10 protein-coding genes and 1 pseudogene are annotated in these 12,639 nt (G+C 35.0%); all 11 read left to right on the top strand.

The features are described from left to right. Positions 1–143: 143 nt before the first annotated feature. On the top strand, positions 144–902 hold the full coding sequence (hisF, locus tag LS65_RS02660) for an imidazole glycerol phosphate synthase subunit HisF (RefSeq protein ID WP_034362711.1): 759 nt from the start codon (positions 144–146) through the stop codon (positions 900–902). A 17-nt stretch (positions 903–919) separates the two neighbouring features. After that, the gene (locus LS65_RS02655) at positions 920–1,528 is read left to right on the top strand and encodes a 5'-methylthioadenosine/S-adenosylhomocysteine nucleosidase family protein (RefSeq protein ID WP_034362713.1); all 609 of its coding nucleotides are present in this window, start codon (positions 920–922) and stop codon (positions 1,526–1,528) included. A 122-nt stretch (positions 1,529–1,650) separates the two neighbouring features. Then, positions 1,651–2,733: pseudogene (gene rlmN / locus LS65_RS02650) on the top strand (dual-specificity RNA methyltransferase RlmN); the annotation flags it as partial. Positions 2,734–3,149: 416 nt separating this feature from the next. Continuing rightward, the gene (locus LS65_RS02645; RefSeq protein ID WP_236096596.1) at positions 3,150–4,286 is read left to right on the top strand and encodes an epoxyqueuosine reductase QueH; all 1,137 of its coding nucleotides are present in this window, start codon (positions 3,150–3,152) and stop codon (positions 4,284–4,286) included. Between the two features lie 47 nt (positions 4,287–4,333). Further along, positions 4,334–4,828, top strand: a complete 495-nt coding sequence (gene fabZ, locus LS65_RS02640) for a 3-hydroxyacyl-ACP dehydratase FabZ (protein WP_034362715.1) — start codon at positions 4,334–4,336, stop codon at positions 4,826–4,828. 15 nt (positions 4,829–4,843) lie between these two features. Continuing rightward, the gene (gene lpxA, locus LS65_RS02635; RefSeq protein WP_034362716.1) at positions 4,844–5,623 is read left to right on the top strand and encodes an acyl-ACP--UDP-N-acetylglucosamine O-acyltransferase; all 780 of its coding nucleotides are present in this window, start codon (positions 4,844–4,846) and stop codon (positions 5,621–5,623) included. Continuing rightward, the gene (clpX, locus tag LS65_RS02630) at positions 5,616–6,884 is read left to right on the top strand and encodes an ATP-dependent protease ATP-binding subunit ClpX (protein WP_034362718.1); all 1,269 of its coding nucleotides are present in this window, start codon (positions 5,616–5,618) and stop codon (positions 6,882–6,884) included. Before lpxA ends, clpX begins: the two co-directional genes overlap by 8 nt. 86 nt (positions 6,885–6,970) lie before the next feature. After that, positions 6,971–8,005 carry a rod shape-determining protein gene (locus tag LS65_RS02625; RefSeq protein WP_034362721.1) on the top strand — a complete coding sequence of 345 codons (1,035 nt, stop codon included), beginning with the start codon at positions 6,971–6,973 and terminating at the stop codon, positions 8,003–8,005. 13 nt (positions 8,006–8,018) lie between these two features. Next, positions 8,019–8,852 (top strand): rod shape-determining protein MreC, encoded by an 834-nt coding sequence (gene mreC, locus LS65_RS02620; protein WP_052061126.1) that lies wholly within the window; start codon positions 8,019–8,021, stop codon positions 8,850–8,852. Positions 8,853–8,864: 12 nt separating this feature from the next. Further along, entirely contained in the window at positions 8,865–11,147 is a 2,283-nt protein-coding gene (locus tag LS65_RS02615; protein WP_052061127.1) for a hypothetical protein, read from the top strand. Positions 11,148–11,185: 38 nt separating this feature from the next. Continuing rightward, complete coding sequence (locus LS65_RS02610) at positions 11,186–12,619, top strand: ankyrin repeat domain-containing protein (protein WP_034362723.1); 1,434 nt, start codon at positions 11,186–11,188, stop codon at positions 12,617–12,619. The last annotated feature ends 20 nt before the right edge of the window (positions 12,620–12,639 follow it).

Here is a 12,639-nt window from a genome sequence, read left to right as displayed (position 1 = left end):
ACCTAAAGTATGCAAATATTTTGTTTCTGTAAAGAGTATTTGGTTATGATACGCACCAAATATACATATTTACACAATATTTTAAAGGATAAATTTAAAAATCTTGCATAAAATGTAAAAGTGTAAAAATGTGAGGAGAAACAATGAGTCTTGCAAAGAGAATTATTCCTTGTCTTGATGTGCGTGGCGGACGTGTGGTAAAAGGTGTAAATTTTGTGGGATTGCAAGATGCAGGTGACCCGGTAGAAATCGCCCGAAGATATAACGATGAAGGTGCTGATGAAATCGTGTTACTTGATATTACAGCAAGCCACGAAAAACGTGGCACAATGATAGAGATTGTTAAAAATATAGCAAAAAATGTTTTTATTCCTTTTAGTGTGGGTGGAGGTATAAGTTCTGTAGAAGATATGTCTGCTTTACTTAATGCTGGGTGTGATAAGATTAGCATTAATAGTTCAGCGATAAGGAATCCAAATCTTATTGATGAAGGTGCAAAAAGATTTGGCTCACAATGTATTATTGTAGCGGTTGATGCAAAAATGATAGCACCTCATTCGTGGCATATTTATATTAATGGCGGACGTGTGGATACGGGAAAAAATATGATTGACTGGGTGAGAGAAGCTTGTGATAGAGGAGCAGGAGAGATACTCCTTACGAGTATGGACGCTGATGGCACAAAAAATGGCTATGATAAAGCAATGATAGAATCTTTGGCTTCTTTTGTGCGTGTGCCAATTATAGCAAGTGGTGGTGCGGGTAATATGGACGATTTTGTCAATGTGTTTAAATATGGAGCTGATGCAGCATTAGCAGCAAGTGTATTTCATTATAGAGAAATTGAAATTTGTGCCTTGAAAGCATATTTACAAAAGATGGGTATTTCAGTAAGAATCTAAAATTAAGGTTTATATAAATGGTAGTATGTGCTGGTAATGGTGAAGATTTTACTTTTGCAAAATCTATAGGTGTTGGGTTATGTGAAAGTGCAATGGGATTGACACAAATATGTTTAAGAGAATGTGTAGATTCTATTATATTTGTTGGAAGTGCTGGAGCTTATAGTAAAGATATTTGTATAGGTGATATATATATTTCCAATAGTGCAACACAAATAGAACTTGGATTTTTAGATGGCAAAGCTTATACTCCACTTGATAATCATATCCAAAGCACAGCATTAGTAGATAAGCATTTTGTTTCATGTGAAACATTACAAACATTAAGTCTTGACACCTATAAAAAAACTATTGTAAATAGCTCAAATTATATTACTACTGATGAATCTATGGCTGAACAATTTGCACGTGTGGGAATTACTCTAGAAAATATGGAATTTTTTGCTGTAATGAGAGTGGCGCAATACTTTCACATACCGTGTCTAGGCATTTTTTGTGTGAGTAATCATTGTCATTATAATGCACATAATGAATTTTTATCTCATCGTCAAAGTGTAAAAGAAAAACTAATCGCACAATCTTTGTGGATACAACATCTCTCTTTTGCGCTCGCACAAAAAATATAAAAGAGCAAGAAAATATGAAAAGCCATATACATAATAATTCAAGTTTAAAAGGAATAGCACAAACACAAAATAATTATGAAGATATATATGCTGTAGCGAATGAAGAAAATAAAGATAAACATATTAGCACACAAAAAGATAAGAATCTTGCAGCAAGTCTTTATGGTTATACTTTAGATGAACTCTCTTCTTTATTAACACCTTCTTTTCGTGCAAAGCAAATTTATCACTGGCTTTATCATCGCTATGAGAGGAATATCAATGCTATGGACAATATTTCAAAAGCCACACAGAATTTTTTACAATCACATTTTACTCTTTCCCAAATTGAAATTGTGCGTATAGAAACAAGTCGTGATGGAAGTAAAAAATATCTTTTTCGCACTTATGATGGACATAGCTTTGAATCCGTTTTGATTCAAATGCGTGAAAAGCAGCAAAAAGATGGTATAGAAAAACCTGAAAAATGGACAATGTGTCTTTCAAGCCAAATTGGTTGTAAGGTGGGTTGCACATTTTGTTTTACTGCAAAAGGTGGATTCGTTCGGAATCTTCACACAAGTGAAATAGTCGAGCAAGTTGTCGTGATGAAACGAGATAATCATATTGCTTCTCATAAAAAAGTCAATATTGTTTTTATGGGTATGGGTGAGCCACTCGATAATTTAGAAAATGTATCAAAAGCTATTAAGATTCTAAGCGACCCTCAGGGTTTAAGTATATCTACAAAGCGACAAACAATTTCTACAAGTGGCATAGCTCCTAAGATCAAAGTTTTGGGTGATTTAAATCTTGGTGTGCAGCTTGCTATTTCTCTCCACGCTGTTGATGATGAGTTGCGCTCAAAACTTATGCCAATTAATAAAGCTTACAATATTGCTGAAGTGCTTAAGGAAGTGCGAGCATTTCCTGTGGATACACGCAAAAGAGTGATGTTTGAATATCTTATAATTAAAGATGTGAATGATGATTTAAAAAGTGCTAAAAAACTTCTTTCTCTTCTTAACGGAATTAAAGCAAAAGTGAATCTTATTTTGTTTAATCCACACGAAGGAAGCACATTTGAGCGTCCGCAGATAAGTGATGTTAAAACATTTGCTGATTTTTTGGTAGAAAGAGGATTGCTCTGCACGATTAGAGAATCTAAGGGCATTGATATTAGTGCAGCTTGCGGACAATTACGAGAGAAAGTTGCACAAGAAAATGGAGAAATAGTTGTAAGGTCGCGTAAAAAATATTCACAAAAAAATATACAAGAACATTTCAGTGGAGATTCTACTCACGATTCCTCTCATACAAAAATCATAGAATCTCAAATACCTTTAATAGATCTAACAGAAGAAAATAGAGAATCTTTACAGAATCTTGTGGGTATCTCTGGGCAGATTATTCAAGGGGATATATGCAATGTTAATGTTTCACGAGAAACATTAAAAAATACAAAGAATAAAAAATCATCAAAAAATTGTATTGATAAAACATAGATTCTAAAATCAAACGAAAAGTAAATTTAAGAAAGGAGAAGCATATACAATGAATTTAGATGTTGTGCTGGTTGTTTTTCTAGCAGCGGTAGTATTTATAGGCGTCGTATCATTTTGGTATTTTGCAAACAATAAAGATGAGTAAGTATATACCTCAAAATATGCTCGTGCATATTTGTTGCTCGGTGGATAGTCATTATTTTTTAAGTGAATTACGAAAAGTTTATCCTCAAAGTAAAATGTTAGGATATTTTTATAATCCAAATATTCACCCAAAAGCAGAATATGACTTGCGTTTATTTGATGTGAAACGAAGTTGTAAAATGCTTGGTATTGATTTGATAGAGGGAGAATATGAAATTCAAAAATGGTTTGCTGATGTGAAAGGTTTAGAATGTGAGCCGGAAAAAGGTGAGCGATGTGTGAAATGCTTTGATATGCGATTAGAAAAAAGTGCGCAAGTTGCACACAAAATGTCTTTTGATTCTTTTACTTCTACACTTCTTGCTAGTCCGTTGAAAGAACAAAAGATTCTGTTTGCAGAAGGTGATGAAATAGCTCTTGCTTATGGACTAGAATTTATAAAAATTGATGTACGAAGTAATGGTGGCACACAGGCTCAAAGTGAGCTTGCAAATAAAGATAGATTATATAAACAAACATATTGTGGTTGTCAATTTGCCTTAAGCAGACAAAGAGAAAAACAAAAACAACTTCCCTTAGAGCTTATGAGCAATATTGGTAAGCAAATAGCACCCGGCAGCAATGAATCCCGTAAAGCAGTTTTTGATTTACGTGATGAATGTGAAAGATTGGGGAGAGAATATGTGCTTTATAAGCAAACCAAGATTGTTTGGCGCAATTTACGAAGCATATGTATTGATGAAGGAAAAGTGATAAGTTCATATGTATTAACACATTCTCGCAGTAAAAATATGGTAAAAACTTCAAGTATTGCTTATATTAAACAATCTGTTTATGATAAAGAACACAAGATTCAAACCATTGAGGTAGGCTATGCAAAACGTGATGAAAGTATATTTATAGGTATTGAGGATATGAATGCATTACTTAAAACACATTATACTAATGTGCAAGAAATGGTATATAATGCGCCTTGTTACGAAGATGAAATGGCATTGCGTGTAGAATTATGTGGAGCGGATAGTATGAATCCTATCATTATTTTGGATAGACGTATCACACATTCCCTTAAAATTTTTATTAATGCATATTTTCAAGAAAGTAGTATTTTTGCTATCACTACATATTAAATTTTTGGTAAAATGCCACATTTGCTATATTATATAAGGAGTAAGGTATGGAAGATTCAATGATGAGTATTGAGAAAATTCGTCAAATTTTGCCTCATCGTTATCCTATGTTGCTTGTTGATAGGGTTGTGGAACTAAGACGTAATACAAGTGATAGCGAGCCAAATGGCTATATTAAAGCTTACAAAAATGTAACAATTAATGAAGAGGTGTTTTTGGGACATTTTCCTAGTAAGCCTATTTATCCGGGTGTAATGCAAATTGAAGGTATGGCACAAGCTGGTGGATTGTTGGCTTTTGTAAGTATGTTTGGAGATGATGTTACACAAGCAGAAAGTAAAATTGTATATTTTATGACAATTGATAATGTGAAGTTTCGTATTCCTGTTGTTCCGGGTGATAGGCTTATATATGAACTTAAGGTACTTAAGCATAAAGGGAGTATATGGCAGCTTGGAGCACGAGCATTTGTCGATGAAAATCTTGTAAGTGAGGCTGAACTTAAGGCAATGATTGCTGATGCAAAAGATTCTAAAAATTAGAGGTCGGGAGCTATTATGATAGGAAAAACAAGTATTATAAAGAGCGCACATATAGGTAAAAATGTCCATATTGGAGAATTTTGCATTATTGATGAAAATGTTCGTATCGGTGATGATTGTGTGATAGGAAATTATGTGCATATTAGCGGACATACAACCTTGGGCAGAGGAAATAAGATATTTAATAATGCTGCTGTAGGTGTGCCACCACAAGATTTAAAGTATGCTGGAGAAGATACAGAACTTATCATCGGCGATGAGAATCTTATCCGTGAATTTACTACACTTAATCCAGGCACTGCAGGAGGAAGACAAAAAACAATAATAGGTGATAGAAATTTATTGATGGCATATGTGCATATTGCACACGATTGTATTGTTGGGAGTGATTGTATATTGGCAAACAATGCTACACTTGCAGGACACGTAGAGCTTGGCGATTATGTCAATATTGGTGGTTTAACGCCAATACATCAATTTGTCAAAGTTGGTAGTGGTTGTATGATAGCTGGTGGTTCGACTTTAACGCAAGATATTCCTCCATATTGTCTTGCAGAGGGGAATCGAGCTTATATCAGAGGTTTAAATAAATATCGTATGCGCAAGCTTTTCTCGCGTGAAGATATTGATGAAATTGCTCGCGCATATAAGATTTTATTTTCACGCACTGCACCTATTAGAGAGATTGCTCAAGCTGAACTTAATAAAAATCCAATTGAACCTATTGCTTACATTTGTGAGTTTATCCTCTCGAGCACTCGTGGCATTCCCTTTAAAGGAGTAGAAAATGAGTAATACAACCAACAAAGAATGTAGTTTTTGTAAAGTTAAAGAAAGTTCGTATAACCCTTTTATTGCTGGCAGCACACCTGGTGTGTATATTTGCAAAAATTGTGTTACATATATTCATAAAACGCTAACAGAATATATGATGGAAAGTGAAAAAGAGGGAGAAAAAAATAGCACAGACATTGTAGTGTTATCACCTAAAGAGCTTAAGGCAAAGCTTGATGAGTATGTTGTTGGACAAGATGAAGCAAAACGTGTTTTTTCTGTGGCAGTATATAATCATTACAAACGCATTATCAAGGGGGAAGAGCAGGTAAGTCAAACATTGCGTGATGTGGAGGTTTCTAAATCAAATATTTTACTTATTGGTCCCACAGGAAGCGGTAAAACACTTATGGCACAAACTTTGGCACGTTTTTTAGACATTCCTATTGCTATTTCTGATGCGACAAGCCTTACCGAAGCAGGATATGTAGGTGAAGATGTAGAAAATATCCTCACTCGTCTTCTACAGGCTGCAAATGGTGATGTAAAAAAAGCAGAAAAGGGTATTGTATTCATTGATGAAATTGACAAAATCTCCCGCCTTTCTGAAAATCGCTCCATTACGCGCGATGTATCAGGTGAGGGTGTGCAGCAAGCATTGCTTAAAATTATCGAGGGAAGTGTAGTCAATATTCCCCCAAAAGGTGGAAGAAAGCACCCAAATCAAGAGTTTGTTCAAATCAATACAAATGATATACTTTTTGTGTGTGGAGGGGCATTTGATGGATTAAGCGATATCATTAAAAGACGTTTGGGCGGAAATGTGCTTGGATTCCACGGGGAGAAAAAGGGTAAAAGCGAAGAAAATGCGTTACTTGCCCTCGTAGAACCTGATGATTTAATTTCTTATGGACTTATACCAGAGCTTATAGGTAGGCTTCATATGATTACCACGCTTGCACCTATTAGTAAGGAAGCTATGGTAGATATTCTTACAAAACCAAAAAATGCACTTATAAAACAATACCAAAAAATTTTTGAAATTGATGGGGCACATTTATATTTTGATAAAGGTGCGATTGAGGCTATTGCAGAGCTTGCTATTACAAGAAAAACAGGTGCAAGAGGACTTAGATCTATTATGGAAGAATCTATGATTGACCTTATGTATGAGTTACCTGAGCTTGAAGATTATGAGATTACCATTACACGAGGGTGTATTACCGAGAAAGAAAAGCCATTTCTTGTCAAAAAAAAGAAAAATACACAAAAAAGAGCTTAATTTAATATAAAACAAAGGTTTAGCAAAGGACATAAAATGTATAATTCCAAAATTATTTGTGATTTTGCAATTTTTAAGGAGCTTTTATGCTGATGGATAAAATCATCGGGACTTTTTCTAAAGATATTGCTATTGATTTAGGGACAGCAAATACTTTGGTTTTGGTTAAGGGAGAGGGTATTATCATTAACGAGCCTTCTGTGGTAGCAGTGCAAGCTGATAGATTTGGTGCGGGTAAAATTTTAGCAGTCGGAAAAGAAGCTAAAGAAATGTTAGGAAAAACTCCCGATGGTATCCAAGCGATTCGTCCATTGAAAGATGGTGTAATTGCAGATTTTGATATGACAGAAAAAATGATCCGTTATTTTATCGAAAAGGCTCATCAGCGCAAGTCTCTTATTCGTCCTAGAATTATGGTTTGTGTGCCTTATGGTTTAACAGGTGTTGAAAAAAAGGCAGTGAAAGAATCCGCAATAAGTGCTGGTGCTAGGGAGGTATTTTTGATAGAAGAGCCTATGGCAGCAGCTATCGGAGCAGGGTTACAGATTCAAGAATCTAAGGGAAATTTAGTTATTGATATTGGTGGTGGAACAACGGAAATTGGTGTGATTTCTTTGGGTGGTTTGGTTATTAGCAAATCAATTAAAGTTGCTGGCGATAAGCTTGATATGGCAGTAGTAGATTATGTGAGAAAGAAATTTAATCTCTTAATTGGTGAGCGCACAGGCGAAGAAATCAAGATTGAAATTGGTTCTGCTGCGGCAATGGAAAAACCACTTAAAATGCAAGTAAGGGGTCGTGATCAAGTAGATGGATTGTTAAAAACTACCGAAATAACAAGTGAAGATGTGCGTGAAGCAATGCAAAATCAGCTTAAAGAAATTGGTAATGCCCTTAAATCAGTGCTTGAATCTACACCACCAGATTTGGCAGGAGATATTGTAGAGAATGGTATTGTGCTTACTGGTGGTGGGGCATTGATACGAGGACTTGATAAATATCTTTCTAATCTTGCTCATTTGCCAGTGTATGTAGGTGAAGAACCATTATTATGCGTGGCAAAAGGCACAGGTAAGGCAATGGAAGATTTGAGCTTGCTTAATCAACTTGCTTTTGATTAGGCTTGAGTGAGATATGCGATTTAGAATCCTCGTCTTTGGAATTGTCTTTTTTTCAATTATTCTTATAATAATGGAACTAGATAAATCTGTTCAGGTAAAAATTCTAGGGACAAGTGATTATGTCAAAGTTCTTTTTTTAGATTTTAAAGAAAATATAGAGAATATTTATAATAAGCATTTTGACCAAGCAGAGCAAATAGAGGCACTTAAAACAAAAGTAGCAGATTATGATAAATTATATCTTGAAAATAAATCTCTTAAAAATGATGTAATAAAATTTAATGACTTGATTGGAAAAGGTGGTATTACACGAGCTAGTAACAAGATTCACCCCGCACGCATTATTTCATTTGTAACTTTAGGACAACGTGATAGAGTATGGCTTGATACAGATTTAAGTGAATATCACCAAAATGGTATTGGCAAGATAGAAAATAGAATTTTTGGAATCGTGAAAGACAATGTTGCTCTTGGTGTGGCAGTAGTGCAAAATGGCAGACTTGAAGGCTTTCTCAATGGCAATGAAAACTGCAATTATGATGTTTATATTGGTGAAAATAGGATTATGGGGATAGCATCAGGTTCTCGCAATGGTTTGTTACTTGTTGATTATGTGTCTGATTGGAGTAGTATCCATAAGGGAGATAAGGTTTTTACAAGTGGGCTTGATGGCATATTTTTAGAGAATATCCCAGTGGGTGTGGTTGAAAGCATACGAGAAAATTATGGATATGTCAGTGTTGATGTAAAACCTTATGCAAATATAGATGGTTTATCGTATGTGTGGGTTATTGATAGAGAGGTGTCTTTTGGAGAAATCAAACCTGACACAGAGCAAAGCGAGTAAGTCTCTAGCATTATGAAGCACTCCCAACGACTAGAAGAAATAGAAACTTTCTTTCATATTTTTATTGGTGCATTGCAATCAAGTAATACTCAAATAGCAATTAATACCCTTATGAAAGATTTGCGTACTCTTAGAAGCGATGATATAGTATTAATGCAATCTACCCCACAAAGCACACTTTTACTAAGAGAGTGCATTGCTTTATTGCGTGATAAAATATATCATTTGCTTTGTGCTGGAAATGTTTGTGGTGCGGAGTATTTTTACATTTTACTTTTTGTTTCACGCACTGATACAGCCAAAGTGCAACCCTCTTGTTTAGATTCAGAATCTGCTCCCTTATTACATTTGCCACAGATAGAATCTACACACGCAACTCTTGCACAAGATTCTAAAGATTGTGTAGAAATTGATATGCGTTTTGAGGCTTTTGTGAAGTTAGCCCAAGAAAGCCTTTTTGTGCAGGGAAATAGTGATGTAGAAAATATTCTTTTCATTGAGCTTTATATCATCGCTAAGGCTTTGATGAATATGCGTGATTTTAATCAGTTGATATATGAATATATTACATTGATTATTCTTGTGGATATTAATATTCCTGCGAGCTTGGTTCATACGCAATTTATTGTAGAATCTTTTGAAAATCTTGCCATAGATATGCCACTCCTTTTAAGTGCGCTTAAAACCCAACAAGAAAAGCACACTTACTTTACATATCCACCATTAGTAAGGCGTAGCATTTTAAATTGGCAACTTCATTGTTTTTGGAATGTTTCATATTTTTTTAATCATCACTTATGGCTTGAATTGTATCCATTATGGCGTGAAATATTTTATGCCCTTCTTAAAAAGGAAAGTATAGAGAGCATTGATGAAGCAATGTATCTGCAATTTTTTATGTATCATCTCTGTGGCAATAATTTTCATCATCAAGAACAATGGCGTAGATTCTGCGATGAAGTTGATAAAGTGGGTGCGCAATATTATGAATCTTTTGCCAAAAAACAAGGTATTTATGGGTTTTCCCAAAATGCTGCTCCCTCATCTTTAAATGGTAAAAAATGTATTGCCTTCTTGCGTGATAGAATCGTAGCAAACTCTCCTTATAAGGTTGAGTATAGTCTTTTATGTAATCTCTACAATAATGAGGCATTTAGGCAGGAATATGAAATCAAAATTTACACAATGAAGTTATTAGAAAAGAGTGCCGATGATGAGCGTATTATTCAATCTTACAAAAATATTGGTGTGAGCGTTGTTGATGTGGTATCGCCTTTTAATACAAAGGGATTTTATAATTCGCATCTCCAAAAGGCTCTTGCGCTGAAAGAAGCCTTTAGTCGAGATAATGTCTCAATACTTATAAGTCCTAATAATGGCTATGGTATAAGTGATTTTCTTCTTGCTTCAAGAAGTGCGCCATTACAAATTTATTATTCTCACGGGAATTTTGTATATGATTTGCCCTGTATTGATGCGAGAATGACACATATTTGTCAAAATAAACGGCGTATTATTCACGAGGGATTTGAGTTTTATGGTGTGCCTGTGAAAATGCAGGAGAGATTTTATAACCCACCTCTTACTTTAGAATCTAAACAGCAAATAGATTCTATTCGTTTAAAATTTCCTAAAGATGTGGTAATTTTAGGGAGTATTGGGCGTTTAATGAAGCTACAATCACTCGAGTATTGGCAGTGCGTTGTTGCTATTATGCAAGTTTATCCCAAAAGTATTTACTTAGCTTGTGGGGGAGGCAATAGTTCATTGATTAGTGAATGTATTATGGAATGTTTTACAGACAAGATTCAAGGCGAGAAATTTTTGGAGCGCATACATTTTACAGGTTATATTGATAGCACACTTTATGGGCACATTATTGATATATGGCTTGATAGTTTTCCTCTTGAACAAGGTGAAAGCCGCATTGAATATGTAGCTAAGGGTGGTTTAAGTCTTATGATGAGCAAACAAAGCAAAGAAGAGCGCACGCAGCATTTAGAGAAATGGATAGCACAATGGGCAGCTATACCTCATAGCAATGGAATACCCAAAAGTCAAAGAGAGTGTGAAGAGGCATATACTTGTTTGGTAGAATCTTTTTCGCATTTTGTAGCTTTTTCTAAAGAAGATTATATACAAAAAGGAAGTGCTTTGCTTGAGTTATTTACAAAGGGAGAAGTGCAAAAAATAGCATCTCTTAGGGCTATGGTAGCTTATGGAAGATCTTTAGGTGATGAATTTAAAGAATATGAGGGTATCAATGCTTTTAAAGAGATGATGAGATTATTATAAGGATAAATCATCATAAATGAAATAAAAAAGGAGAGGGAATGAAAAAATGGCTTATACTGCTATGTATGATAAGTGCATTTGTAGGGTGTGGTAATGAAGAAAATGAGATAAAGCAAAACCTGCAAGAGAAAAATCAAGAAGTGCAACAAGAAAATGTGAGCCAAACCAAAGAATCGCAAAATCAATCCAAAGAAACTTTTATCAATGAAGAAAGAAGTTTGCGCTCACAAAGCCCTCAAAAATGGTTAGAAAAATATGATGTCAATGCTAAAGATTCAAATGGAGAGACTTTGCTTATGTTTTTTGCAGCCTATGGGAGTGATGATGAGGTGAAGTATCTTCTCGCACAGGGTGCAGATATAAATGCCACAGATAAGCAAGGACAGAGCGCATTATTTTACGCACTTTTTTGTGGAGCAGAGGGTTGTATATTTGATAAGGTTAAAACTCTTGTAGAAGCTGGGGCTGATATAAATGCGAAAAATGCACAAGGCGATAGTGTATTGCGTGTGGCACTTGGTTCAAGCAAGGAGATAGAGGAATACTTAAAGAGCAAGGGTGCACTAGATTCTAAAAGCTTTGATGAGAGTATAAATAATTTGAGTGAGCAGGAGATAAGCCGTATTGCTAATCCTCGTTTAGTAGAGGTAGTGCGCACATATAATGGCAAAGTGGGTATAAAGTGTATAGCAGAGCTTTTGCAGAGTGATAACATTGATGAAGCTTTAAAAGAGAAACAAGAAGTTTCTAAAGATATATATGCGTATGAAGGACAGAGTGCATTACTCCTTGCTACAAAATTTGGCTATGACGAGTTGGTAGCTGCATTGCTAGAGCTTGGAGCAAATCCAAATATGGTAGGATATTACACTACACCACTCCTTGAGGCAGCTACAAACAATTATTATCATATCTCAAAATTGTTGCTTGAACACGGAGCAGATGTAAATTTACGCGCACAAGATGATGGAACTACGCCAATTATTGCGCTTGTAGAGGGTGAAAGCAAAGGATTTTTATCTATTAAAGATGAAAAAGAGCGCACAAAAGAGGAAGATAAAACTCGCATACCGCTTTTAGAATTGTTTATAAAATCTGGGGGTGATGTGAATGTAAAAGATTTTAAAGGTGATGGTGTAAATGCACTCTATTTGGCATTAGAGCTAGAGAGGGAGAATCTCGCGGTGCTTTTAATACAATCAGGTGCAAATGTCAAAGATGAAAGTTATCCACCTCTAAATGACGCGGTCAAATATGGGCTAGTCAATGCAGTAGAAGCATTACTTAAAGTAGGTGCAAATCCTATGCAAAAAGGTTATTCTCAAACAAGCGCATTAGATATTATTGGTGAGAATAAGCTTGAACGAATAAATGGTGAATATGCAAGAACACTTTTTCATTCCTTAGAATCAGAGAAGCAATCGCGTATCAAAGAGCTTATAAACCAAGCGATAGAGACTATAAATCCCTAAAATATAAGAAGGAAGAGATA

This window comes from Helicobacter japonicus (assembly GCF_000762845.2).
Lineage (GTDB): Bacteria > Campylobacterota > Campylobacteria > Campylobacterales > Helicobacteraceae > Helicobacter_C > Helicobacter_C japonicus.
This window is presented reverse-complemented; position numbering and strand designations above follow the sequence as displayed.

Coding starts and splice junctions, on each gene's coding strand:
- mreC (WP_052061126.1), top strand. CDS start 8,019: ATGCGATTTAGAATCCTCGTCTTTGGAATTGTCTTTTTTTCAATTATT.
- LS65_RS02645 (WP_236096596.1), top strand. CDS start 3,150: ATGAGTAAGTATATACCTCAAAATATGCTCGTGCATATTTGTTGCTCG.
- LS65_RS02610 (WP_034362723.1), top strand. CDS start 11,186: ATGAAAAAATGGCTTATACTGCTATGTATGATAAGTGCATTTGTAGGG.
- fabZ (WP_034362715.1), top strand. CDS start 4,334: ATGGAAGATTCAATGATGAGTATTGAGAAAATTCGTCAAATTTTGCCT.
- LS65_RS02625 (WP_034362721.1), top strand. CDS start 6,971: ATGCTGATGGATAAAATCATCGGGACTTTTTCTAAAGATATTGCTATT.
- hisF (WP_034362711.1), top strand. CDS start 144: ATGAGTCTTGCAAAGAGAATTATTCCTTGTCTTGATGTGCGTGGCGGA.
- LS65_RS02655 (WP_034362713.1), top strand. CDS start 920: ATGGTAGTATGTGCTGGTAATGGTGAAGATTTTACTTTTGCAAAATCT.
- clpX (WP_034362718.1), top strand. CDS start 5,616: ATGAGTAATACAACCAACAAAGAATGTAGTTTTTGTAAAGTTAAAGAA.
- LS65_RS02615 (WP_052061127.1), top strand. CDS start 8,865: ATGAAGCACTCCCAACGACTAGAAGAAATAGAAACTTTCTTTCATATT.
- lpxA (WP_034362716.1), top strand. CDS start 4,844: ATGATAGGAAAAACAAGTATTATAAAGAGCGCACATATAGGTAAAAAT.